Source organism: Streptomyces sp. NPDC007856 (genome assembly GCF_042868225.1).
Taxonomy (GTDB): Bacteria; Actinomycetota; Actinomycetes; order Streptomycetales; family Streptomycetaceae; genus Streptomyces.
In genome coordinates this window covers 215,397-239,678 of sequence record NZ_JBIAEC010000004.1, presented here as the reverse complement: position 1 = coordinate 239,678, position 24,282 = coordinate 215,397, and the positions used below count along the sequence as shown (strand labels likewise).

Genomic DNA, 24,282 nt, shown 5'->3' with positions numbered 1-24,282 from the left:
CCTGTGCCGGGGCATACGCATCCCGACCCTCTCGATCATGACGGGCCACGGCGAGGGGCCCCAAGCGTGGGAGGCAGGTACGTGAGCAGCGCGTTGTTCAGGACGAAGAACGTCGAGCAGTCCATCCAGGACACCGAGGAACCCGAGCATTCGCTCAAGAAGTCCCTCTCCGCGCTCGATCTGACCGTCTTCGGCGTCGGCGTCATCATCGGCACCGGCATCTTCGTCCTCACCGGACAGGTCGCCAAGAACAACGCCGGCCCGGCGGTGTCCCTGGCCTTCGTGGTGGCCGGCGTGGTCTGCGCGCTCGCCGCCCTCTGCTACGCCGAGTTCGCGTCCACGGTCCCCGTGGCGGGCTCGGCGTACACCTTCAGTTACGCCTCCCTGGGTGAGCTGCCCGCGTGGATCATCGGCTGGGACCTGGTCCTGGAGTTCGCGCTCGGTACGGCGGTGGTGGCGGTCGGCTGGTCCGGCTACATCCGTTCCCTGATGGACAACGTCGGCTGGCATCTGCCCGACTATCTGGCCAGCCGGGACACGGCCTCCGGCTTCGGCTTCGACATCCTCGCCGCGGCCCTGGTGCTGGTGCTCACCGGCATCCTCGTCCTCGGCATGAAACTCTCGGCCCGGATCACCTCACTCGTCGTCGCCATCAAGGTGATCGTCGTGCTCATCGTGATCGTCGCCGGTGCCTTCTTCATCACGGGCAGCAACTACTCGCCGTTCATCCCCAAGCCCCAGCCGGTGCCGGCCGGCGGCAACCTCAGGGCCCCGCTGATCCAGCTGATGTTCGGCTGGGCACCGGCCAACTTCGGTGTGATGGGCATCTTCACGGCCGCCTCGGTGGTGTTCTTCGCCTTCATCGGCTTCGACATCGTGGCCACGGCCGCCGAGGAGACCCGCAACCCGCAGCGGGACATGCCGCGCGGCATTCTCGGCTCCCTGTTCATCTGCACCGTGCTCTACGTCGCCGTCTCCATCGTCGTCACCGGCATGGAGAAGTACTCCAAGCTGTCCGTGGAGGCCCCGCTGGCCGACGCCTTCAAGGCCATCGGACACCCCTGGTTCGCGGGTGTGATCAGCTTCGGCGCGGCCGTCGGCCTGACCACCGTGTGCATGATCCTGCTGCTCGGCCAGACCCGGGTGTTCTTCGCGATGAGCCGCGACGGACTGCTGCCGCGCTTCTTCTCCCGCGTCCACCCGCGTTTCCGCACCCCGCACCGGCCGACCATCCTGCTCGGCGTGATCATCGCGATCGTCGCCGGCTTCACCAGCCTCAGCGCGCTGGCCGAGCTGGTGAACATCGGCACGCTCTTCGCGTTCGTCGTCGTCGCGATCAGCGTGATCATCCTGCGCCGCACCCGCCCCGACCTGCCCCGCGCCTTCCGTACCCCGTGGGTTCCGGTCATCCCGATCCTGTCGGTGTGCGCCTCGCTGTGGCTGATGCTCAATCTGCCGGCCGAGACCTGGCTGCGGTTCGCCATCTGGATGGTGATCGGTTTCGCCGTCTACTTCTTCTACGGCCGCACCCACAGCCGACTGGCCCCGGGCGGGCAGCCCGCCACCAAAGAGCCCCAGCGGCCGTCCGCCGGAAACGCGCCGTAACCGTCCACAGGCTCCGTGTTCGGTGACCCGGTGCCGTAGTGCGCGGTCGGCCGTGACGACCAGGCACGGGCGGTCGCGGGCCGCTGCCGCGGGGACCGTGATGTGGTTGTCGCCGCTGCCGGGCGCCGGATCGTGTGGCCGGGCCGGTCAGGCCAGTACTGTGCGGGGCCCGGTGACCTGTGCGCCGTGTTCGGTGACCCGGTGCCGTAGTGCGCGGTCGGCCGTGACGACCTGGCACGGGCGGTCGCGGGCCGCCGCGGCGAGGGCCACGATGTGGTCGTCGCCGCTGCCGGGCGCGTCCTCGACGCGCACTCCGGGCACCGACTCCACGCCCCGGGCCGCGCCCTCCACCACCAGGACCAGCTCCAGCGGACCGGGCAGGCCGGCCACGCCGGACCGGGCCAGGGGCGCCAGCCGGTCGCGCAGGCGCTCGGCGGCACCGCGGCGGTCCCGCCACCAGCCGTCCGGCACCGACCCGACGACGTTCGCGCCGTCGACGATGAGCAGCGGGAGCGCTCCGCGCGCAACACCCGAAGTGTCCGTCATATCAGTGACAGCCCTGTTCTGCCGTGTCCCTGGCGGACCCAGTCTGTCACGGGTTCCTCGCCCAGCGGCCCGTGATCCCGGCGATCGCGGCGGCCGCGCGCTCGGCGGGCCGCCCGCCCCCGCGCACCCCGGGGGGAGAACTCGACGTGCAGGAACGGCACATGGTCGGCGTCGGCCGCCCGGCCCTGCACATTCGTCCGGCCCTCCAGCGGACAGGAGCGGGCCCAGGCCCGGCACACCCGGAAACCATGGCCGCTCAGGGCGTCGGCCAGGTCGCGGCCGTCCTGCCGGCCCGCCGACCCGGCGCCGGTGGAGGCGATGACGTCGTAGCCGGGCGCGGCGGAGGCGGCGAAGCCGTGCAACTGGATCCCGGGCATCCCGCGGCGGGCCAGCTCGGCGCAGACGGCGTGGAAAACGGTGTCCTCCCGGTGTGCCACGTCCGCCGCGTTACCGATTCCGGCTTTGCGATGTGCTCCTGCGATCACCAGGACCCCACCGGGCGAGCCGCGCAGCACCCGCACGCCTAGCTGCTCGGTGCCCAGATCGAACCCGGGATGCGGGACCTGCACCGACCAGCTCGGGCGGTGGTCCAGATCGAGGTAGATCCGGCCCCAGCCGCGCGGTCTCACAGCGGAGTCGGTGCGGTCGGCCACCTCCGTATAGCGGCGGCCGGAGGGCCGGTCGAAGACCGTGCGCACGGTGAAGTCCCGCTGTGAGAGCCGCTGTTCCGCTTGTGAGCGGTGACCGTCGAGCAACAGGCTGATGGCCGCGGCGATGTCCTCGCGGTCGGCCCGGCCGGGCGGCAGATAGCCCCGGCCGGGGCCGAACCGGCTCGTGTAGTCCGCCACCTCGCGGGCCAGGTCGATCTGCTCGGCCCCCTTCGGCGCGGGTCGGCGGGCATCCTCCACGGCACCGCCCGGGGTACGCAGGAGGACGGTGAGACCGGCCGCGAGACCGGTGACGACCAGCAGCAGTGTTGCGATCGTTATGAGGCGTGAGCGATGGGCTCTCATGGTTGTACCAAGATATCCCGGTGAGCAGACGCCGTAGCCGGACCCTGCTGTCCCTGCTGATCCCGCTCTCCTCCTCGTCGCCGTCTCCGGCTGCGGACTCCTCTCGGACGACGCCGGTGCCTTGGGCGGCGGGCGCTCCTTCACCGTCGCGGCCGCCGGGCACATCCTCATGCACCCCGAACTGGTCGACCAGGCGCGCAAGGACGCGGGGCGCACGGGCAAGGGCGTGGACGGGCTGGACTTCGGGCCGATGATGGCCGGCATCAAGCCGCTGATCAGCAAGGCCGACCTGGCGATCTGCCACTTCGAGCCGGTGATGGGCCCGGCGCGGGGGGCCGTTCGAGGGCTTCCCGGACTTCCAGGTGCCGCCGCAGCAGGCGAAGACCATCAAGGACATCGGCTACGACACCTGCTCCACCGCCTCCAACCACACCCTCGACCACGGCTACGGCGGCGTGAAGCGCACCCTCGACGCCCTGGACGCCGCGGGCCTGAAGCACACCGGCTCCGCCCGCACCGCGAAGGAGGCGAACACCCCGCTGATCACGGACGTCAAGGGCGTCGAGGTCGCGCAGATCTCCTTCGCCTACGGCTTCAACGAGCCGCACAAGCTCCCCAAGGACAAGCCGTGGCTGGCCAATCTGCAGGACCTCGGCCGGATCGAGGCCGCCGAGCAGCGGGCCCGCAAGGCCGGTGCCGAGGTGGTGATCCTCTCCCTGCACTGGGGCCGTGAGCACCATCCGGAGCCGTCGGGCTCGCAGATCTCCTTTGCCCGGCAGATCGCCCGGAACACCGGCATCAACCTGGTCATCGGCCATCACGCGCACGTCGTGGAGCCGATGGAGAAGGTCGACGGGACCTGGATCTCCTACGGCCTCGGCAACCAGATCGCCCGGCACGAGGTGCCCACGGGGCTGACCGAGGAGGGCGTGATCGCCTGGTTCACGTTCACCGAGCGCGGCAAGGGCCACTGGGACGTCCAGCCGCGGTTCGAGCCGACCCTGCTGACAATCCCGCCGGACGCCGAGAACGTACGGGACGGCGGCACCGCCGCGTATACCGACGACGACGTACGGGACTACCGCCTGCTGGACGTGCCGGCCGCGCTCCGCGACGACCACGGCCTCACCGACGCTCAGAGGTCCCGGCTGCGGCTGGCCTTCGAGCGCACCGAGGGCACGCTGCTGAACCGCGGCGCGGGCCAGGACGGGCTGAAGCCGCTCACGGCGCTGCCGGAATAGGCAGGGCGTTCTTCGGGAATTGTCCGCTGGTTGCGCGATGTTGCCCAGATCACGTCGGGCTTACTGCAACTTAACCTCCTCTTATCTGTCTGAGGTTTCGGGCTGCCGAGTCTTGCCATCGGCGCGCCCGGACCGCATTCATGAGTGCGACCTGTGCGCCTGGCGCCCCGGTGGCAATCCGGTCACTCTGCTGCCCTCGGCCGGTTCCGGCCCGGTCTCGGCGGTCCGCTGCGAACTCGACGGCCACGCCTGCACCCTGCTCGCCCAGCGCTCGGCGAGCGGCCGCGTCGCCTTCGCCGCGTACCCCACCGAGGCGGAGTCGGCGGGCGCCTGGTGGACCGAGTCGGGCCCGCGACTGCCGGTGGACGCGACGGTGTCCCTGACCACGGACGCGGACGGCCGGGTGGCGGCGGCAACGTTGTCTCCGTCGACCGGCCAACTCCTGCTGACCCGCCGCAAGTCGGAGCCGGGACTGGCCCTGGAGGCGTGGCGGCAGGTCTGAGTGCGCCATGATGGCCGGCGTGGACACCGAGACTCTGATCGACGCCTGGCGGCCTCTCCTCGCCGGCTCCGGAAAGACGTGGGTGCTGTTCGAGCACGGCACCTGTGTGGTGCTCGAACGGCCCGCCGGGGACCTCGCCGCCCAAGCCACCGAGATCCTGCGGGAGTTCGGGCCGGTACGAGTCGGGGGCCCCGCGGGCGACTTCCGGGTGCTGGAACTGCACAACGGCGAGGGCTGGCTGGTGACCGGCCACCACCCGGACGTCGTCACCTTCGTTCCACTGGACGACCCTGACGATCCCACGCACCTGGCCGTCGGCATCCTCGGCCGCTCCCGGCGCGACCTGGACGGCACGGAGTTGCACGTCGTCCATGTCGAGGACGGCCGCCAGGGCGCGGGCTGACAGCGCCGATGCCCGGCACACCAGTCGGTGTGCCGGGCATCCCATGACCGTATGCGGTGCCCTACACCGGGACGCTGGCCACGCCCTGCGCCAGGAACTTCTTGCCGTTCACGCGCTCCGAGACGCCCTCGCGGTCCAGGTACGGCGTGATGCCGCCCAGGTGGAAGGGCCAGCCGGCGCCGGTGATGAGGCAGAGGTCGATGTCCTGTGCCTCGGCGACGACGCCCTCGTCGAGCATGAGCCCGATCTCCTGCGCCACCGCGTCCAGGACCCGGGCGCGGACCTGCTCCTCGGTCAGCACGACATCGCCCTGCTTCAGCAGCGCGGCGACCTCCGGGTCCAGCTCCGGCTTGCCGCTGTCGTAGACGTAGAAGCCGCGCTTGCCCGCCTCCACGACCGCCTTGAGGTTCGGGGAGACCGTGAAGCGGTCCGGGAAGGCCCGGTTGAGGGTCTCCGAGACGTGCAGGCCGATCGCGGGACCGACCAGCTCCAGCAGCACCAGCGGGGACATCGGCAGACCGAGCGGCTCGACGGCCTTCTCGGCCACCTCGACCGGGGTGCCCTCGTCGATGACGTTCTGGATCTCGCCCATGAAGCGGGTCAGGATGCGGTTCACGACGAACGCCGGGGCGTCCTTGACGAGAACCGCGGTCTTCTTCAGCTTCTTGGCGACGGCGAACGCGGTGGCGAGCGACGCGTCGTCGGTCTGCTCGCCGCGGACGATCTCCAGCAGCGGAAGGACCGCGACCGGGTTGAAGAAGTGGAAGCCCACGACCCGCTCGGGGTGCTTGAGCTTGGACGCCATCTCCGTCACCGACAGCGAGGAGGTGTTGGTCGCGAGGATCGCGTGCGCCGGGGCGACCGCCTCGACCTCCGCGAACACCTGCTGCTTGACACCGATCTCCTCGAACACGGCCTCGATGACGAAGTCCGCGTCTGAGAAGCCCTCGGCCTTGTCCAGCACACCGGTGACCAGCGCCTTGAGACGGTTGGCCTTGTCCTGGTTGATCCGGCCCTTGCCGAGCAGCTTGTCGATCTCGGAGTGGACGTAGCCCACACCCTTGTCGACGCGCTCCTGGTCGATGTCGGTCAGCACGACCGGCACCTCCAGGCGGCGCAGGAAGAGCAGGGCGAGCTGGGAGGCCATCAGACCGGCGCCGACGACACCGACCTTGGTGACCGGGCGGGCCAGGTTCTTGTCCGGGGCGCCGGCGGGACGCTTGCCGCGCTTCTGGACCAGGTTGAACGCGTAGAGACCGGCGCGCAGTTCGCCGCTCATGATCAGGTCCGCGAGGGCCTGGTCCTCGGCGTCGTAACCCTGCTGCAGGTCGCCGTTCTTGGCGGCCGCGATGATGTCGAGGGCGCGGTAGGCGGCCGGGGCCGCGCCGTGCACCTTGGAGTCCGCGATGAACCGGCCCCGCTCGACGGCCTGGTCCCAGGCCTCACCGCGGTCGATCACCGGGCGCTCGACCTGGACGTCGCCCTTGAGGACCTGCGCGGTCCACAGCAGCGACTGCTCCAGGAAGTCGGCGCCCTCGAAGATCGCGTCGGCGATGCCGAGCTCGAAGACCTGCTTGCCCCCCAGCTGCTTGTTCTGGTTCAGCGAGTTCTCGATGATGACCGAGACGGCCTTGTCGGCACCGATCAGGTTCGGCAGCAGGGTGCAGCCGCCCCAGCCGGGGACCAGGCCGAGGAAGACCTCGGGGAGCGAGAACGCCGGCACGGCCTTCGACACCGTGCGGTAGGTGCAGTGCAGACCGACCTCGACACCGCCGCCCATCGCCGCGCCGTTGTAGTAGGCGAAGGTCGGGACGGCCAGGCCCGCCAGACGCTTGAAGACGTCGTGGCCGCCCTTGCCGATGGCGAGCGCGTGCTCGTGCTCCTTGAGGACCTCGACGCCCTTGAGGTCGGCGCCGACCGCGAAGATGAACGGCTTGCCGGTGATGCCGACGCCGACGATCTCGCCGTCCGCCGCCTCCTTCTCGACCTGGTCGATGGCGGTGTTCAGGTTCGCCAGCGAGCCCGGGCCGAAGGTGGTCGGCTTGGTGTGGTCGAAGCCGTTGTCCAGCGTGATCAGCGCGAAGCGGCCGGCGCCGAACGGCAGGTCGAAGTGGCGTACGTGCGCACTGGTGACGACCTCGTCGGGGAACTGCTGCGCGGCCTGCTTCAGAAGCTCGGCGGTGGTGCTCACTTGTCCCCCTCGAAGTGCGGGTTCTCCCAGATGACCGTCGCGCCCATGCCGAAGCCGACGCACATGGTGGTCAGGCCGTAGCGGACGTTCGGCTGCTCCTCGAACTGGCGGGCCAGCTGCGTCATCAGACGGACGCCGGAGGAGGCCAGCGGGTGACCGAAGGCGATGGCGCCGCCGTACTGGTTGACGCGCTCGTCGTCGTCCGCGATGCCGTAGTGGTCGAGGAAGGCCAGGACCTGGACGGCGAAGGCCTCGTTGATCTCGAACAGGCCGATGTCGGAGATGCCGAGGCCCGCCTTGGCGAGGGCCTTCTCGGTGGCCGGGATCGGGCCGTAGCCCATGACCTCCGGCTCGACGCCCGCGAAGGCGTAGGAGACGAGCCGCATCTTGACCGGCAGGCCGTTCTCGCGGGCGAAGTCCTCGGAGGCGATGATCGAGGCGGTGGCGCCGTCGTTCAGACCGGCCGCGTTGCCGGCGGTGACCCGGCCGTGCACACGGAACGGCGTCTTCAGGCCCTGCAGGTTCTCCAGGGTGGTGCCCGGGCGCATCGGCTCGTCGGCGGTGACCAGGCCCCAGCCGGTCTCGCCGGCCTCGGGGCTGGTGCGGCGCACCGAGATCGGCACCAGGTCCTGCTGGATCTTGCCGTTGGCGTACGCCTTGGCGGCCTTCTCCTGCGAGCGCACCGCGTACTCGTCGGCCCGCAGCTTGGTGATGTGCGGGTAGCGGTCGTGCAGGTTCTCCGCCGTCATGCCCATGAACAGGGCGGACTCGTCGACCAGCTTCTCGGAGACGAACCGCGGGTTCGGGTCCACGCCCTCGCCCATCGGGTGGCGGCCCATGTGCTCCACACCACCGGCGATGACGGCGTCGTAGGCACCGAACGCGATCGAACCGGCGGTGGTCGTCACGGCGGTCAGGGCGCCGGCGCACATGCGGTCGATCGAGTAGCCGGGCACGGACTGCGGAAGCCCGGCCAGGATGCCGGCCGTACGGCCCAGGGTCAGACCCTGGTCGCCGATCTGCGTGGTCGCGGCGATGGCGACCTCGTCGATCTTCTTCGGGTCCAGACCGGGGTTGCGGCGCAGCAGCTCCCGGATCGCCTTCACGACGAGGTCGTCGGCGCGGGTCTCGTGGTAGATGCCCTTCGGGCCCGCCTTGCCGAACGGGGTGCGGACGCCGTCGACGAAGACGACGTCCCTGACGGTACGAGGCACGATGGCTCTCCTCCAGGGTGCGGGACGCTGAGCGCTTGCTTAAGCCCATGCTACTCATGGGTAATGTTGCTGCCCAGTCCCCTCCGCTGGAGCGGCGAACGTCACACCGCCGCGGCATGCGGTATGGCTTGATCTCGACGTGCGGGCGCCGAACGCGCTCAAGCCCTAGGGCGGTCAGGGACCCTGGTTCTTGGCCAGCGCGGCGACCAGCACCGGCGTCACCAGCTCCACCTGCCACGCCCGCGCCCCGTATCCGGCCAGTGCGGTCTCCACCGAGCCGGCGTCGATCACCTTCGGTGGTTCCCAGCAGATGCGCCTGACCGTGTCCGGGGACACCACGTTCTCCTGCGGCATGTTGAGCCGCTCGGCCAGAGCGGTGACCCCTGCCCGGGCCGCGGACAGCCGGGCCGCGGCGGCGGGATCCTTGTCGGCCCAGGCCCGCGGCGGCGGAGGCCCGGTCACGGGCTGGCCCGGCTGGGGCAGCGCGGAGTCCGGCAGGGCCTTGGCCCGGTCGACCGCCGCCTGCCACTGCTCCAGCTGCCGCCGCCCCACCCGGTGCCCGAACCCGTTCAGCGCCGCGAGCGCGTGGACGTTGGCCGGAAGGGCGAGCGCCGCCTCCACGATGGCGGCGTCACTGAGCACCTTGCCCGGCGAGACGTCCCGCCGCTGTGCGATCAGGTCCCGCGTCTCCCACAGTTCCCGTACGACACCGAGCTGCCGGCGCCTGCGCACCTTGTGCATCCCGGACGTGCGGCGCCAGGGGTCCTTCCTCGGCTCGGCCGGCGGCGCGGCCGCGATGGCGTCGAACTCCTGCAGGGCCCACTCCAGCTTGCCCTGCCGGTCCAGCTCCTTCTCCAGGGCGTCGCGCAGGTCGACGAGGAGTTCCACGTCGAGCGCGGCGTACCTGAGCCACGGCTCGGGCAGCGGCCGGGTCGACCAGTCGACGGCGGAGTGGCCCTTCTCCAGGACGAAGCCGAGCACGTTCTCGACCATGGCGCCGAGGCCGACCCGGGGGAACCCGGCGAGCCTTCCGGCCAGCTCGGTGTCGAAGAGCCGGGCCGGGACCATGCCTATTTCACGCAGGCAGGGCAGGTCCTGGGTGGCGGCGTGCAGCACCCATTCGACGCCGGACAGCGCCTCGCCGAGCCCGGACAGGTCGGGGCAGGCGACGGGGTCGATCAGCGCGGTCCCCGCGCCCTCGCGGCGCAGCTGCACCAGGTAGGCGCGCTGGCCGTAGCGGTAGCCGGAGGCCCGCTCGGCGTCGACCGCGACCGGGCCGGAGCCCGCGGCGAAGGCGGCGACCACCTTGGCGAGCGAGGCCTCGTCGGCGACGACGGGCGGAATCCCCTCGCGCGGTTCGAGAAGCGGTGTCGGCGCCCCCATCACAGAAGATCCGGCGTCATCCGGAGGAGTGCCTCCGGTGATGCGCAGGGAGCTGTCTGCTGCGGTCTCTTGGGCGTCGGTCACCTGTCAAGGGTATCCGTGTGTGGACGGCGCCCGCCGACGGAACGTTCCGTCGGCGGGCGCTGGAGGGTCGCAAACCAGTCAGGTCGGTGAAAGGTGCGGTTCACGTGAGTGAACCGTCCGCTGCTCTGAACGGCTCAATGGGCGGCTCGGTGGACAATGATCGCTCGGATGCTCGGCTGGGCTCAGTGGATGATCCCCGTGCGCAGGGCCACGGCCACCATGCCGGCCCGGTCGCCCGTGCCCAGCTTGCGGGCGATGCGGGCGAGGTGGCTCTTGACGGTCAGGGCGGACAGGCCCATGGACACGCCGATCGCCTTGTTCGACTGGCCCTCCGCGACCAGTCGCAGCACCTCGACCTCGCGGCCGGACAGTTCGCGGTAGCCGCCCGGGTGGCTCGGGGCACCCGGGGGGCGGCGGTGCATCCGGGCGGCGCCGAGGGGAGCGGCGCCGGGCCGGGTGGGCAGGCCGAGGTTGGTACGGGTGCCGGTGACGACGTACCCCTTGACCCCGCCGGCCAGGGCGTTGCGCACCGCGCCGATGTCGTCGGCGGCGGACAGCGCCAGCCCGTTGGGCCAGCCCGCGGCGCGGGTCTCGGACAGCAGGGTCAGGCCGGAGCCGTCGGGCAGGTGGACGTCGGCGACGCAGATGTCGCGCGGGTTGCCGATGCGGGGACGAGCCTCCGCGATGGACGAGGCTTCGATGACATCGCGCACGCCGAGCGCCCACAGGTGGCGGGTGACGGTGGAACGGACGCGCGGGTCGGCCACGACCACCATGGCGGTCGGCTTGTTCGGGCGGTAGGCGACCAGGCTTGCGGGCTGCTCGAGGAGAACGGACACCAGGCCTCCTGGGTGGGGGGACGGGGCCGGCTTGTGGGGAGGAAGCCGGGACGAACCGTGCTTTCAAGGTCACAGTCGTCTTCGGCAGCAAAGTCGTCCGCCTTTAGAGAATGATCACGATCTAGTGAGTAACAATCCGTGCAATTCGGACACGCGATCGATCATCCGAAGATCGAATCGGTCCGAGAGGGTGCCATTCGAGGTCGGAAAGTGGCCGTATCGACAAAGGGATGGTCAATAAGGCGCCCATGCGGATGAAGCGCCGGTTCGCCGGCCGCGCTCACCGTGACTGCGGACCCCTGCGCTGCGGCAGCGTCACCACCGAGGTGTCGCCCGGACCGGCCGGCGGCAGCCCCGCGACCTGGGCCAGCAGATCGCACCAGGAGGCCAGATGGGAGGCGGTGTCCGGCACGCCGCCGAGACCCTCCCGGGGCGTCCAGGACGCCCGGATCTCGATCTGCGAGGCCGCCGGTCGCTCGGCCAGCCCGCCGAAGTAGTGCGAACTCGCGCGGGTGATCGTCCCGCTCGGCTCGCCGTAGCCGAGCCCGCGCGCCTGCAGCGCCCCGGTCAGCCACGACCAGCAGACCTCGGGCAGCAGCGGATCGGCGGCCATCTCCGGCTCCAGCTCCGCGCGCACCAGCGTCACCAGCCGGAAGGTGCCGCGCCAGGCGTCGTGCCCCGCCGGGTCGTGCAGCAGCACCAGGCGTCCGTCGGCCAGCTCCTGTTCGCCGTCGACCACCACGGCCTCCAGCGCGTACGCGGACGGGGCGAGCCGCTGCGGGGCGGGCGTGGGCTCCACTTCGACCTGCGGCCGCAGCCGGCTGCTGCGCAGGGCGTCGACAGCGGCCTGGAACGCCGGCGGCCCCGAAGTTCCGGAACGCCGGTCCGCCTCCTCGGTGTCCTTCACGTCGTCCATTCCGTCAGCGCTGTCCGACATTCGTCCGTGAGCCGCAGCCATGCGGGGAAGAGTAAGGGGAACCGGGCCTTCGTGCAGGGCAAGACACCACCGCGACGCACGTGGCTGCGGGCGAGCGCCCCGACTCCCGGCCGCCACCGGTCAGGGGCGAACCGCGTCCGACGGCATGCGAAACTTGCCCCTGTGACCAAGACCAGCATGCAGCCGACAGCGACGTACGACAGCGCCTTCCTCAGGGCGTGCAGGCGCGAACCCGTGCCGCACACCCCCGTGTGGTTCATGCGCCAGGCCGGCCGCTCCCTGCCCGAGTACCGCAAGGTGCGCGAGGGCATCCCCATGCTGGAGTCCTGCATGCGGCCCGAGCTGGTCACCGAGATCACGCTGCAGCCGGTGCGCCGCCACCACGTGGACGCGGCGATCTACTACAGCGACATCGTCGTCCCGCTGAAGGCCGTCGGCCTCGGCCTCGACATCAAGCCGGGCGTCGGCCCGGTCGTCGAGGAGCCCATCCGCACCCGCGCCGACCTGGCCCGGCTGCGCGACCTCACACCCGAGGACGTCCCCTACGTCACCGAGGCCATCGGACTGCTCACCAAGGAGCTGGGCAGCACCCCGCTGATCGGTTTCGCGGGCGCGCCTTTCACCCTCGCGAGCTACCTCGTCGAGGGCGGCCCCTCGCGCACGTACGAGAACGCAAAGGCGATGATGTACGGCGACCCCGAGCTGTGGGCCGACCTGCTGGACCGCCTGGCCGACATCACGGCAGCCTTCCTGAAGGTGCAGATCGAGGCCGGCGCGAGCGCGGTCCAGCTGTTCGACTCCTGGGTCGGCGCCCTCGCCCCGGCGGACTACCGGCGCTCGGCCATGCCCGCCTCGGCGAAGGTCTTCGACGCCGTCGCCGGCTACGGCGTCCCGCGCATCCACTTCGGTGTCGGCACCGGCGAGCTGCTGAAGCTCATGGGCGAGGCCGGCGCGGACGTGGTCGGCGTCGACTGGCGCGTCCCGCTGGACGAGGCGCAGCGCCGCGTCGGACCCGGCAAGGCGCTCCAGGGCAATCTCGACTCGACGGTCCTGTTCACCGACAAGGACACCGTCGAGGCCAGGGCCCGCGAGGTACTGGACGCGGCCGCCGGTCTGGAGGGCCATGTCTTCAACCTCGGCCACGGCGTGCTGCCGAACACCGACCCGGACGCGCTGACCCGGCTCGTGGAGTACGTCCACACCGCGACGGCCCGCTGACGCGTCCCACTCACCAGGTGTAGCGGGGCCGCGCCCGCCTGCCGAACAGCAGGCCGCGCGGCTCCGGCGGGGGTGGCGTGCCGGGTTTGAGCGGCCAGGCCACCAGCATGCCGGCCACGAATCCGACCACGTGCGCCGCGTACGCCACCGTGCCCGCCCCGGACACGCCGTGCCCGGACGAGTAGACCGCCTGCAGCAGGAACCAGAAGCCCAGCACCAGCCAGGCGGGCAGCCGGAGCGGCAGGAACACCAGGAACGGGACGAGCACCCACACCCGCGCCCTCGGCCACAGCACGATATAGGCGCCGAGCACCCCCGCGATCGCACCGGAAGCGCCGATCAGCGGGTCGCCCGAGCTGTCGTTGAGCAGCGCGAAACCGTATCCGGCCGCGTAACCGCAGACGACGTAGAAGAGGAAGAAGCGGATGTGGCCCATCCGGTCCTCGACGTTGTTGCCGAAGATGAGCAGGAAGAGCATGTTCCCGAGCAGGTGCAGCCAGCTGCCGTGCAGGAACATGGCCGTGAAGACCGACAGCGGCGGCGACTTGTCGTAGGCCGGCGGCGCCACGACACAGCCCGGGCCGTGCGGGCCCACACCGACGCCGCCCGTCGGGACCAGCCTGGGCACCTGATGGTGGATCAGCTCTCGGGGGACCGCCGCGTAGTGGTCCATGAAGGCCTGCAGATGGCACAACTGCGCCAGGTCGCTGCCGCCGGCCACGGAACCGGCTATGCCGGGCGTGGTGACGAACACCAGGACGTTCGCGGCGATGAGGGCGTACGTCACCCAGGGCGTGCGGCGCACCGGGTTCACGTCATGGACGGGGATGACCACACAGAAGTAGTGCCCGGGATGCGGCGGGCGAATCGGTGAACGGCGCGGGACGAGTGTGCGTATCTCTCGTCAACCGACGTGAGGACAGGCGATGAGTGAACGAATCATTCCTCCGATGCATGCGCTGCCCGACGGCGAGGCGGAGATCTCCCTGGTCGTACGGCTCCCCTGGGAGGACGTCGCACGGCTCGGCCAGGAGGCCGGACGGCTGGCTTCGCAGATGCAGCGGCCCGTGACGCTGGACGAGGCGGTCAGCTATCGGCTGCGGTCGACCCGGCCCACCGCCACGCACGCGAAACCGGCGGGGGAGCAGCCGCCGGCGGCCGTCTCGGCTCTGCCCCGCATCAGCGGAACGGCCTAGGAGACCCGGACCTTCGCCGTCGCCTTTCTCGCCGCCACCAGGACCGGGTCCCACACCGGGGAGAAGGGCGGGGCGTAGCCCAGGTCCAGGGCCGTCATCTGTTCCACCGTCATCTGCGCGGTCAGCGCCACCGCGGCGATGTCGACCCGTTTCGCCGCGCCCTCCCGGCCGACGATCTGGACGCCGAGCAGCCGGCCCGTGCGGCGTTCGGCGAGCATCTTGACCGTCATCGGGGAGGCGCCCGGGTAGTAACCGGCGCGGCTGGTGGACTCGATGGTGACCGTCTCGTACCGCAGGCCCACCCGGTCGGCGTCCTTCTCGCGCAGACCGGTGCGGGCGATCTCCAGGTCGCAGACCTTGCTGACCGCCGTGCCGACCACGCCCGGGAAGGTGGCGTAACCGCCGCCGGCGTTGGTGCCGATGACCTGGCCGTGCTTGTTGGCATGGGTGCCGAGCGGCACGTACTGGTCCTGGCCCGAGACCAGGTTGAGCACCTCCACACAGTCGCCGCCCGCCCAGATGTTCCGGTGGCCGCGCACCCGCATCGCGAGGTCGGTGAGCAGGCCGCCGTGCGTGCCGAGGGGGAGGCCGGCGGCCCTCGCGAGGGCGGTCTCCGGACGGACGCCGATGCCGAGGACGACGACGTCCGCCGGGTACTCGGCGTCCTCCGTGGCCACCGCGCGGGCCCGGCCGTCCTCCCCGGTGAGGATCTTGGTGACCTCGGCGTCGTTCACCATGGTGATGCCGAGGCCCTCCATGGCCCGGTGCACCAGGCGGCCCATGTCCGCGTCGAGCGTCGACATGGGCTCCTTGCCGCGGTTGACGACCGTCACCTCGAAGCCGCGGTTGATCAGCGCCTCCGCCATCTCCACGCCGATGTAGCCGGCGCCCACGACCACGGCCCTGCGGCCACGCGTGCGTGCCAGCGTTTCCAGCAGGGCCTGGCCGTCGTCCAGGGTCTGCACGCCGTGCACCCCGGGGGCGTCCACGCCGGGCAGGCCCGGGCGGACCGGCCGCGCACCGGTCGCGATGACGAGTTTGTCGTACGACGTCCAGGACTCGGCGCCGGAATCGACGTCACGCGCGCGTACCCGCGCTCCGGCCACGTCGATCTCCGTGACCTCGGTACGCAGCCGCAGATCGATCCCGCGCGCCCGGTGCTCCTCGGCGGTGCGGGCGATCAGGTCGTCCCGTTCGGGGACGTCGCCGCCAACCCAGTAGGGGATGCCGCACGCCGAGAAGGAGGTGAAGTGGCCGCGTTCGAAGGCCACGATCTCCAGTTCGCCGGGCCCCTTCAGCCGGCGTGCCTGCGACGCCGCGGACATCCCCGCGGCGTCCCCGCCGATCACGACCAGTCGTTCCGTCCCGCCACGCCCACCGCGCACGCTCATGGCACCACGCTACGGGGCGCGGGCAGGTCAGTCCCGGCCGGGCCGCTCCTCGGCGGACTCCGGCGCGGGGCGGGCCGACGGCAGCGGGCCCAGCGCGGTCATCGCGGGCGCGGGCTCCGGCCGGCGCGGCAGCCGGGGCCGTACGACCCGCAGCCACAGCACGGTCAGCAGGGCCGCGCACACCGCGAACGGCAGGGCGGCGCCGAGCGCCAGGACGATCCAGCGCAGCATGCTCACGAACACGTGCCAGCCACCGGACAGGGCGTCCACGACACCGGGGGAGTCGTCACCGGCCGCCTTCTTCACCGGCGTCTCGGACAGCGACAGCGTGATGGTGGCGAGGCTCGTGCGGTCCTTCAGGGACGCCTGCCGGGCCAGCAGCGACTCCAGGTCGGCCTGACGGCTGCTCAACTCGCCCTCCAGCTCGACGACATCGCTCAGCTTGGTCGCCCGGGCCATCAGCGCGCGGATCCGGTCCACACTGGCCCGCTGCGACCTGACGCGGCTGTCCACGTCCACGACCTGGTCGGTGACGTCCTCCGCCTGGGCCGTGCGGTCGATCAGCCGGCCCGTGCCCTGGAGTCCGGCGAGCACCTCGTCGTACTTCGCGCTGGGCACCCGCAGCACCACCCGGGTGTGCTCATGGCCGCCGGCGTCCCGGCTCGTGCTCTCCTTGCCGACGTAGCCGCCCTCGCCCTGAGCGGTGGTCCGGGCCTGGTCCAGGGCCTTGGGCACGTCCTTCACCTGGAGGGTGAGGGACGCGGTCCGGACGATCGCGTTCTGGGTGAGCCGCGGTGTCCTCGGTGCCGCGGGCTCGGCGCCGTCGGCCGTGCGCGGGCCGGCGGCCACGTCGGCGCCGTTCGCCGCGGACTTCGCCGAGGTGCCGCCGCCCGTGTTGTCGTCGGCGGCGCCGCCGCACCCGGCGAGGGCGAGGGAGGCGACGAGCAGGATCCCCGCCAGGGCCCCGGTTGGACGTGCGGGTCGTGCGGAACGTGCTGTGCGCATGGGCGGTACCCCCGAGGGCTGTGCGGGCCTGTGACGTTCCTACGACGGCCGGACGTGCCGGAACGTTCGGCCGACGGTCCCCGGTGCGGGGGACCTCGGGCCCTGGCCGGAGTGTCAGTGGGGTCTGAGAAAGTGGGGGCATGAGCGCAACGGGTACGCCCACGGGGCATGTCGTCGTCATCGGTGCCGGTGTCGCCGGGCTGGCCGCCGCCCACCGGCTGCTCGGGCGCGGCGCGCGCGTGACCGTGCTGGAGGCCGCGGACCGGGTCGGCGGCAAGCTGCTCCCCGGCGAGATCGCGGGCGTGCGGGTCGACCTCGGCGCCGAGTCGATGCTCGCCCGCCGCCCCGAGGCCGTGGCCCTCGCCCGCGAGGTCGGTCTGACCGAGCGGCTCCGGCCGCCGGCCACCGCGACCGCCTCGATCTGGACCCGCGGCGCCCTGCGACCCATGCCCAAGGGCCATGTGATGGGCGTTCCCGGCACCGCCGCCGCGCTCTCCGGAGTGCTCTCCGACGAGGGCCTCGCCCGCATCGAGCGCGACGCCGACCTACCGCGCACCGAGGTCGGCGACGACGTGGCCGTGGGGGAGTTCGTGGCCGCACGCCTCGGCCGCGAAGTCGTCGACCGCCTCGTCGAGCCCCTGCTCGGCGGGGTGTACGCCGGCGACGCGTACCGCATCTCGATGCGCTCGGCCGTCCCCCAGCTCTTCCAGGCCGCCCGCACCCACACCTCCCTCACGGAGGCAGTCCGCGAGATCCAGGCCAAGGCCGCGGCGAACCAGCAGACCGGGCCGGTCTTCATGGGCATCGAGGGCGGAGTCGGCACCCTGCCGCTCGCGGTCGCCGAGTCGGTGCGGGCGCGGGGCGGGGAGATCCTGACCTGCACCACGGTGACGGAGCTGAGAAGGGTGCACAGGCCGGAGGCGGACGGCGCGGGCGCCGATGGCTCGCCGCTCGCGCAGCCCTTCGCGGCGGCGCGGCCGGACACGGTCTGGCGCGTGGTCGCGGGCGGCCGTGTGCTGCACGCGGACGCGGTCGTCGTCGCCGTGCCCGCCGGTGCGGCCGCCGGCCTGCTGCGCGCCGAGGCCCCGGCCGCGGCGGCCGAACTCGCCGCTGTCGAGTACGCCTCGATGGCCCTGGTCACCCTCGCCTACCGGCGTGCGGACGCCGACCTCCCGGAGGGCAGCGGCTTCCTCGTGCCCCCCGTCGACGGCCGCACCATCAAGGCGTCCACGTTCGCCTCCCGCAAATGGGGCTGGATCGCCGAGGAGGACCCGGACGTGCTCGTGCTGCGCACCTCCGTGGGCCGGCACGGCGAGACGGAGATCCTCCAGCGGGACGACGCCGCCCTCGTCGAGGTGTCCCGGCACGACCTGCGCGAGGCCACCGGCCTGGACGCCGTACCCCTGCGAACCCGGGTCACCCGCTGGACCGACGGCCTGCCGCAGTACCCGGTCGGGCACCACGCGCGCGTGGCCCGCATCCGCGCGCACGTCGCCGAGCTGCCGGGCCTCGCGGTGTGCGGCGCGCAGTACGACGGCGTCGGCATCCCGGCCTGCATCGCGAGCGCGTACGCGGCCGTCGACCAGCTCGGCGGCGACCTGAGCGGAATCCGGGAGCTAGCGGCCAACCCGGTGCAGAGCCTCCACGGCGGAGCGGGAGAATAGGGACCATGAGTGACGACGCCCCCACCACCGAGTCCGGCAGGATCCCGAACAAGGGCAAGCTGGCCAAGGACCTCAACGAGGTCATCCGCTACACCCTCTGGTCGGTCTTCAAGCTGAAGGACGTGCTGCCGGAGGACCGCGCGGGTTACGCCGACGAGGTCCAGGAGCTGTTCGACCAGCTCGCCGCCAAGGACGTGACGATCCGCGGCACCTACGACCTGTCCGGCCTGCGCGCCGACGCCGACCTCATGATCTGGTGGCACGCCGAGACCAGCGACCAGCTGCAGGACGCGTACAACCGCTTCCGCCGCACCAAGCTGGGCCGCGCCCTCGCGCCGGTGTGGTCCAACATGGCGCTGCACCGCCCCGCCGAGTTCAACCGCTCGCACATCCCGGCGTTCCTCGCCGACGAGACCCCGCGCGACTACGTCAGCGTGTACCCCTTCGTGCGCAGCTACGACTGGTATCTGCTGCCCGATGAGGACCGCCGCCGCATGCTCGCCGACCACGGCAAGATGGCCCGCGGCTACCCGGACGTGCGCGCCAACACGGTGGCCTCGTTCTCCCTCGGCGACTACGAGTGGATCCTGGCCTTCGAGGCCGACGAGCTCCACCGCATCGTCGACCTCATGCGCCACCTGCGCGGCTCCGAGGCCCGCATGCACGTCCGCGAAGAGATCCCGTTCTTCACCGGCCGCCGCAAGGACATCGCGGACCTGGTGGCCGGCCTGGCCTGAACCGCGCCCTCCTAGCGCCGCCCGGCCCTCGGAGAGCCTCGCCGAGCCTCTTTCGCCGGCCCGGCCGCCGGAGGCAACCGGTGCGGCGCGCACGACGCGCGCCGCCCCGGAACCCGCCCCTCCAGCAGATACGCGTCGAGGTGCCCGTTGACGCACTGGTTCGGCCCGCCCCCGATCCCGTGCGTCCCCGCGTCCCGCTCGGTCACCAGCACCGAGCCGGCCAGCCGCCGGTTCATCTCCAGCGCCCCCGGGTACGGCGCCGCCGCGTCCCGCTCGGCCGCCAGGATCAGCACCGGCGGCAGCTCACCCGGCCCGGTCCGCACGTCCAGCGGCTGCTGCCGGGGAGCCGGCCAGTACGCACAGGGCAGGTTCATCCAGGCGTTGGCCCACGTCTCGAACGGCGCCACCCGGGCCAGCCGGGTGTTGTCCCGGTCCCACACCTTCCAGTCCGTGGGCCAGGGCGCGTCGTTGCACTCCACGGCCGTGTAGACCGCGCTGCCGTTCTCCGCCTCGGCGGCCGTCTCCGCGCTCGGCGTGGCCAGCCGGACCAGCGGCTTCGGGTTGCCGTGCAGATAGGCCGAGAGCACCTCGGCCCGGCTCGGCCAGAAGTCGTCGTAGTACCCGGCCGTCAGGAACGCGCTCTGCAGCTGGCCGGGACCGACCTTCCCGCCGGCCGCCTTCGCGGCCAGGCGCCGGACCGCGGTGTCGTAGCTGCGCTGCACCTTCGCCGCTGTGTTCCCGAGCCTGTAGACGTCGTCGTGGCGGGCGATCCAGTCCCGGAAGTCCGCCCAGCGGTCCTCGAAGGCGGCCGACTGGTCGAGGTTGTCGCGGTACCAGATCTTCGCCGGGTCCGGGTTCACCGCCGAGTCCAGCACCATGCGCCGTACGTGCGAGGGGAACATGGCCGCGTACAGCGCGCCGAAGTAGGTGCCGTACGACGCTCCCACGAAGGTCAGCCGGTCCTCACCCAGCGCGGCCCGCAGCACATCGAGGTCCCGGGCGTTGTTCAGCGAGGTGTAGAAGCGCAGCTTGCTCCCCGAGCGCCGGGCGCAGCCGCGCGCGTACGCCTTGGCCTCGGCGATGCGCTGCCGCTTGAACGCCTCCGTCGGGTGGGCCGGCGCCGCGGTGGGCGTTTTGACGAAGCGCTTCGGGTCGTCGCAGGACAGCGGCGCCGAACGGCCCACACCGCGCGGGGCGTAGCCGACCAGGTCGTAGGCGGCGGAGATCCGCTGCCACTGCGGGACCGCGCCGCTCAGCGGGAAGTACATGCCGGACGCGCCGGGGCCGCCGGGGTTGTAGACGAGGGCGCCCTGCCGGGGGACCTTCCGCTTGCTGTTGCGCGGGTCCTTCTGCGTCGCCGGGATCCGGCTGACGGTCAGTTTGATCCGGGTGCCGTCCGGGTGGGCGTAGTCGAGCGGGACGGTCACCGTGCCGCACCGCACACTGCGGGGCGCCTCCGGTACGTCGGCGGCGGAACACGGGCCGAAGTCGATGCCGGCCGCCCGGGCGCGGGCCGCGGCCACCTCGGTGCCGCGCAGCTCGGCCGTGGCGGCGGGCTCCCCGACCGCGCCGGCCGCACCGCCCGCCGGGGCGACGGCCAGGGTGGTCAGCAGCAAGGACCCGGCGGCCGAGTACAGGGCGGCAGCTCTCATCGCGTATCCCTTCGGTGCGGCGGCGGCGATGGCAGGGCCGCCACGCCCTGGCGACAACAAAAGGGATATTTCGTTCGGTTCTCGGAGAAGGCAAGCACCATCCGGCCGGTGTCGGCACCTATGCCCCCTATGCGCCCCTGGAACGACCCTGGGGAGACCCCGCGGGCGCTCTCACTCCCGCCAGGGCTGGTCGCGGTGGGTGAAAGCGGCGCGCAGCTGCGGCTCGCCGATCGCACGGATCCCGCGTACGGCGACCGAGGTCAGGAACGACCGTTCGTCGCCGGCCGGCCTGCGCACCAGGGCGCCCAGCAGCCGCTGCCCGGTCGGGGAGGCCCAGCGCGAGTACGGGTGCACCTCGAACCGGGCGATGGCCAGGCAGCTCAGGGACAGGATGAGGGGCAGGGCGAACCACAGTGCGACCAGCAGCCGTGGCGTCCCGGTCTGGATGGGCAGCAGCAGCGCGGTCACCCCGAGCACCGCCACGGCCGGCACGGCGGCGCGCACCTGGCGGACGGCGGCGCCCACGGTCGCACCGCTGCCGTCGGGGACGGCGAGCCCGGCGCGCACCAGCCGGTCGGCGAGCCGCCGCACCGCCTCCGCACCGGCCGCCCGGGCCCGCGCGGGTGCGATGCGCGACTGCCCCTCCGGACCTATGGCCCCTATGACGGACTGCTCCATCTCGTCGCGCCCCTGGGGGTCCACCACGGTGGCCCAGCCGGTGTGCGCGAGCAGCAGGCGCCGCTGGCGGGCCATGGCGACCATCGTCACATCGGCGACCCGGGCCGGGCCGCCGGAGAGGAAGGCCGCCTCGTACAGCGTCAGATCGTGCTCCCGGTCCGCCGTCGCGGCATCCGCGTCCAGGGCTGCCGCGCGGACGGCCGCCAGGCACAGCCGGGTGCACGCCGTACCGGCGAAAGCCCAGGCCAGGAGCAGGAGAAGGACCCAGAACATGACGTGTTTCTATGTCAGAGGCCTGGGTGGGCGCCATGCCCTGCTCATCATCCGGACACAGTGTTAGCGGCCTGTGACATTCCGTTTCGCGACCAGGTCAGGCAGTCAGGAGCCGCTCGTCACCGGCGGCGGGCTGGTGGTGGCGGGCGGCAGGGAGTACGACTCGCCCGGCGACGGGGTGACCGGTACCGCGGCACTCGGGTTGACGGCGGGCGGGGTCGGTACGGGGCTGGGCGAGGCGGCCAGCTCCCTCGCGAGCGCCGCGAAGTCGACGTACCCGGTCGCCTCCAGCACCTTGATGTGATCCAGGACGGTCGCGTTCGCGTCGTCGGCGAGATCGCGGACCAGGGAGTTCTGGGTGCCGGCCCGGACCTCGGCGACCAGCGCGAACACCCGGCCGTGGGCGAGCCGGAGGATGCCGGCGAACCGGCGGTCGAAGTCCTGGCCCTGTGCCGTCTTCAAGGTGTCGAGCCACTGCTGCTGTTGTGCGTTCGGCTCGTTGGGCAGCGGTACGCCGAGCTGGGTGGCGACGGTGCGGACATGGGCGTCCAGTGAGGTGTGCCCGTCGACCAGGTGCTGGCCCGCCGTGCGGACGGCCTCCGTGGTGCCCTTGCGCTCCGCCAGTTCGCCGGCGGGCAGCTCCCACAGCCCCGCGAGCCGGACCTTGGTGATGAAGTCCCGGTCCTGTGCGGACAGGGGGCCGTAGGGGGTCGTCACGGTCTGTGTGCTCAGCACGGTCGCACCGGCCGCCGGGTTCTGGTGGTCGGCGTACGACCAGAGGGGGTAGAGCAGCGCCGCCGCGGTCGCCGCGAGGGCCGCGATGACGAGGCCCGTGCCGCTGAATATGCCTCGGCCCTTGACGGGGGGTCGGGGTCGCATGACGCCTCCTGTAGCGCACCGCACGCGACTGTGCAGGGGGGTGGGGTGCGGGCGGCATATTACTCGGCTGCGGTTGGCTGCCGCCGGGCTCGGGGGTGCGCATGGGTGCCGTCGGGGATGCGGCGCGTTGGCGACCGCGGGTGCGTCGTGACTGGTCGCGCCCATGCGGCGGAGCCGCACATCGATACGGCCCCGCGCCCCTGGACAGTTGCCGTCGCCGCACCTGCACTCGCGCCGTAGCTGGAGGCAGTCACGCCCTGCGCGGCAGCACCCTCCGCGCCGCCCGGGCCACCCGTCCGCCCGACCTCGGTGCCGGACCCGCCCGGTCCAGCCACCATGCACGGAGCCGTCGGCGAGCCCCCGGGTCCTCCGGTCGGTTCACTTTCAGCAAGTGCCCGGCGAAATCAAGGGCGTCGCGTCGGTAGCCCCCGGTCATCGGCCGCACCCGGGCGTAGTCCAGGAACGTCGCCCGGTACCCGGCGCCGAGAATCACCGGCAGCTCGGGCGCCACCTTCGCCACCACGTCCGCCCGCTTCGAGGCGAGCGCCCGTGCCTGCACCCCCATCCGCACCCGGTCGAACCCCTCGGGCACCGGCGTCCCGGCCACCAGCGAGGACAGCACGGCGGCCTGGGCGACGGCGAGCCGCTCCCGCGCACGGACCGTAGGCCGCGCCAGGACGGCGACACCTCCGCCCGCCGAGCCACCGGCGGCACCGGTCCCCGTACTCCCGGCGGCCCGGGTGCGCCCAGCCGCCACCGCGTCCCGGATCATCGTCAACTCCCCCTCCAGCTCGGTCGGTTCGGGGAAGTTCTCGTCCCGTTCCAGGAGCACGCCGGGCGGCGCGGTGCGGGAGGCCAGGTCGGTCAGGAGGTCGAGCACCGGGCGCGGCACGGGGTGGGCGTGGCTGTCGTGCCAGACGCCGTCCCGCTCGAAGCCGCCCGCGACATGGACGTAGGCGATCGCCTCCACGGGCAGCGCGGCCAGCGCCTCGGCCGGGTCCTCATCCCGGTTGACGTGGTTGGTGTGCAGATTGGCCACGTCGATCAGCAGCCGTACGCCGGTGCGCTCGACCAGCTCGGACAGGAACTGCCCCTCGGTCAGCTCCTCGCCCGGCCAGGAGAACAGTGCGGCGATGTTCTCCAGGGCCAGCGGCACCGGAAGGGCGTCCTGTGCGATGCGGACGTTCTCGCAGAGGACGTCCAGGGCGTCCCTGGTGCGCGGCACCGGCAGCAGGTGCCCGGCCTCCAGGCGCGGGGAGGCGGTGAGCGGGCCGCCCGCGCGGACGAACGCGATGTGCTCGGTGACCAGGGGCGAGCCGAGGGCCTCCGCACGCTCCGCCAGCGCGGTCAGCCGGGCCTCCTCCGGGCGGTCGGCGCCGCCGAGGCCGAGGGAGACGCCGTGCGGGACCACGGTCACGCCGCGCTCGCGCAGCCGCAGCAGCGACTCGGGAAGGTGCCCGGGGCAGACGTTCTCCGCCACGACCTCCACCCAGTCGATGCCCGGCATGTGCTCCACGGCGTCCGCGATCTCCGGCCGCCAGCCGATCCCCGTGCCCAGTCGCCGCATGGCGCCTCCCCTCCGTCGAGCCAACCCCGCCGTCGAATGACGGGGGTATGGCCCCGGCGCCCGG

At 72.2% G+C, this 24,282-nt stretch carries 21 protein-coding genes and 1 pseudogene; 8 read left to right on the top strand and 14 right to left on the bottom strand.

The features are described from left to right. Positions 1–81: 81 nt before the first annotated feature. Positions 82–1,605, top strand: coding sequence for an amino acid permease (locus tag ACFYOH_RS12435; protein ID WP_388624402.1), 1,524 nt, complete (start codon positions 82–84; stop codon positions 1,603–1,605). A gap of 147 nt (positions 1,606–1,752) precedes the next feature. Here ACFYOH_RS12435 and ACFYOH_RS12430 read toward each other — a convergent pair whose 3' ends face one another. Together ACFYOH_RS12430 and ACFYOH_RS12425 are read right to left on the bottom strand one after the other, a co-directional pair. After that, positions 1,753–2,151 carry an NTP pyrophosphohydrolase gene (locus tag ACFYOH_RS12430; RefSeq protein ID WP_388624399.1) on the bottom strand — a complete coding sequence of 133 codons (399 nt, stop codon included), beginning with the start codon at positions 2,149–2,151 and terminating at the stop codon, positions 1,753–1,755. After that, on the bottom strand, positions 2,148–3,164 hold the full coding sequence (locus ACFYOH_RS12425; protein ID WP_388624397.1) for a hypothetical protein: 1,017 nt from the start codon (positions 3,162–3,164) through the stop codon (positions 2,148–2,150). The genes ACFYOH_RS12430 and ACFYOH_RS12425 overlap by 4 nt, the downstream gene beginning before the upstream one ends. Positions 3,165–3,526: 362 nt before the next feature. Here ACFYOH_RS12425 and ACFYOH_RS12420 point away from each other — a divergent pair, with 362 nt between their 5' ends. The 3 genes and pseudogenes from ACFYOH_RS12420 (at position 3,527) to ACFYOH_RS12410 (ending at position 5,310) form a co-directional block, all read left to right on the top strand. Continuing rightward, positions 3,527–4,405, top strand: coding sequence for a CapA family protein (locus ACFYOH_RS12420; RefSeq protein WP_388624394.1), 879 nt, complete (start codon positions 3,527–3,529; stop codon positions 4,403–4,405). A gap of 148 nt (positions 4,406–4,553) precedes the next feature. Further along, a pseudogene (locus ACFYOH_RS12415) lies at positions 4,554–4,907 on the top strand (hypothetical protein); the annotation flags it as partial. A 10-nt stretch (positions 4,908–4,917) separates the two neighbouring features. Next, entirely contained in the window at positions 4,918–5,310 is a 393-nt protein-coding gene (locus tag ACFYOH_RS12410) for a hypothetical protein (RefSeq protein WP_388624970.1), read from the top strand. Between the two features lie 61 nt (positions 5,311–5,371). Here the strand turns inward: ACFYOH_RS12410 and ACFYOH_RS12405 are convergent, their stop codons facing one another. From ACFYOH_RS12405 to ACFYOH_RS12385, 5 genes are all read right to left on the bottom strand, one after another. Further along, the gene (locus ACFYOH_RS12405; protein ID WP_388624391.1) at positions 5,372–7,501 is read right to left on the bottom strand and encodes a 3-hydroxyacyl-CoA dehydrogenase NAD-binding domain-containing protein; all 2,130 of its coding nucleotides are present in this window, start codon (positions 7,499–7,501) and stop codon (positions 5,372–5,374) included. Continuing rightward, positions 7,498–8,715, bottom strand: coding sequence for a thiolase family protein (locus ACFYOH_RS12400; RefSeq protein WP_388624388.1), 1,218 nt, complete (start codon positions 8,713–8,715; stop codon positions 7,498–7,500). Before ACFYOH_RS12400 ends, ACFYOH_RS12405 begins: the two co-directional genes overlap by 4 nt. A 174-nt stretch (positions 8,716–8,889) precedes the next feature. Then, complete coding sequence (locus tag ACFYOH_RS12395) at positions 8,890–10,182, bottom strand: ribonuclease D (protein ID WP_388624386.1); 1,293 nt, start codon at positions 10,180–10,182, stop codon at positions 8,890–8,892. Between the two features lie 182 nt (positions 10,183–10,364). Continuing rightward, positions 10,365–11,021: a response regulator transcription factor gene (locus tag ACFYOH_RS12390; RefSeq protein WP_055709811.1), complete on the bottom strand. Its 657-nt coding sequence runs from the start codon at positions 11,019–11,021 to the stop codon at positions 10,365–10,367. Positions 11,022–11,301: 280 nt separating this feature from the next. Further along, complete coding sequence (locus ACFYOH_RS12385; RefSeq protein WP_388624383.1) at positions 11,302–11,979, bottom strand: DUF3000 domain-containing protein; 678 nt, start codon at positions 11,977–11,979, stop codon at positions 11,302–11,304. Between the two features lie 156 nt (positions 11,980–12,135). On the opposite strand from ACFYOH_RS12385, the gene hemE reads away from it, so the two are divergent. After that, positions 12,136–13,176 carry a uroporphyrinogen decarboxylase gene (gene hemE, locus ACFYOH_RS12380; RefSeq protein WP_388624968.1) on the top strand — a complete coding sequence of 347 codons (1,041 nt, stop codon included), beginning with the start codon at positions 12,136–12,138 and terminating at the stop codon, positions 13,174–13,176. A 10-nt stretch (positions 13,177–13,186) separates the two neighbouring features. Here the strand turns inward: hemE and ACFYOH_RS12375 are convergent, their stop codons facing one another. Next, on the bottom strand, positions 13,187–14,011 hold the full coding sequence (locus ACFYOH_RS12375; RefSeq protein ID WP_388624381.1) for a rhomboid family intramembrane serine protease: 825 nt from the start codon (positions 14,009–14,011) through the stop codon (positions 13,187–13,189). Between the two features lie 91 nt (positions 14,012–14,102). On the opposite strand from ACFYOH_RS12375, the gene ACFYOH_RS12370 reads away from it, so the two are divergent. After that, entirely contained in the window at positions 14,103–14,372 is a 270-nt protein-coding gene (locus tag ACFYOH_RS12370; RefSeq protein ID WP_388624380.1) for a hypothetical protein, read from the top strand. Here the strand turns inward: ACFYOH_RS12370 and ACFYOH_RS12365 are convergent. Both ACFYOH_RS12365 and ACFYOH_RS12360 read right to left on the bottom strand, forming a co-directional pair. Beyond that, positions 14,369–15,763 (bottom strand): FAD-dependent oxidoreductase, encoded by a 1,395-nt coding sequence (locus tag ACFYOH_RS12365; protein WP_388624377.1) that lies wholly within the window; start codon positions 15,761–15,763, stop codon positions 14,369–14,371. The genes ACFYOH_RS12370 and ACFYOH_RS12365 overlap by 4 nt on opposite strands. A 27-nt stretch (positions 15,764–15,790) precedes the next feature. After that, positions 15,791–16,768 (bottom strand): DUF4349 domain-containing protein, encoded by a 978-nt coding sequence (locus tag ACFYOH_RS12360; RefSeq protein ID WP_388624376.1) that lies wholly within the window; start codon positions 16,766–16,768, stop codon positions 15,791–15,793. A gap of 140 nt (positions 16,769–16,908) precedes the next feature. On the opposite strand from ACFYOH_RS12360, the gene hemG reads away from it, so the two are divergent. Beyond that, positions 16,909–18,432: a protoporphyrinogen oxidase gene (gene hemG / locus ACFYOH_RS12355; RefSeq protein ID WP_388624373.1), complete on the top strand. Its 1,524-nt coding sequence runs from the start codon at positions 16,909–16,911 to the stop codon at positions 18,430–18,432. Positions 18,433–18,437: 5 nt separating this feature from the next. Further along, positions 18,438–19,169 carry a hydrogen peroxide-dependent heme synthase gene (gene hemQ / locus ACFYOH_RS12350; RefSeq protein ID WP_388624371.1) on the top strand — a complete coding sequence of 244 codons (732 nt, stop codon included), beginning with the start codon at positions 18,438–18,440 and terminating at the stop codon, positions 19,167–19,169. An 11-nt stretch (positions 19,170–19,180) separates the two neighbouring features. Here the strand turns inward: hemQ and ACFYOH_RS12345 are convergent, their stop codons facing one another. The 4 genes from ACFYOH_RS12345 to ACFYOH_RS12330 form a co-directional block, all read right to left on the bottom strand. Next, positions 19,181–20,821: an alpha/beta hydrolase gene (locus ACFYOH_RS12345; protein ID WP_388624368.1), complete on the bottom strand. Its 1,641-nt coding sequence runs from the start codon at positions 20,819–20,821 to the stop codon at positions 19,181–19,183. A 171-nt stretch (positions 20,822–20,992) separates the two neighbouring features. Beyond that, on the bottom strand, positions 20,993–21,772 hold the full coding sequence (locus tag ACFYOH_RS12340; RefSeq protein WP_388624365.1) for a TIGR04222 domain-containing membrane protein: 780 nt from the start codon (positions 21,770–21,772) through the stop codon (positions 20,993–20,995). Between the two features lie 105 nt (positions 21,773–21,877). Next, positions 21,878–22,651, bottom strand: a complete 774-nt coding sequence (locus ACFYOH_RS12335; protein WP_388624362.1) for a DUF4142 domain-containing protein — start codon at positions 22,649–22,651, stop codon at positions 21,878–21,880. A 250-nt stretch (positions 22,652–22,901) separates the two neighbouring features. Then, positions 22,902–24,218 (bottom strand): DUF692 domain-containing protein, encoded by a 1,317-nt coding sequence (locus ACFYOH_RS12330; RefSeq protein ID WP_388624359.1) that lies wholly within the window; start codon positions 24,216–24,218, stop codon positions 22,902–22,904. Positions 24,219–24,282: the final 64 nt, after the last annotated feature.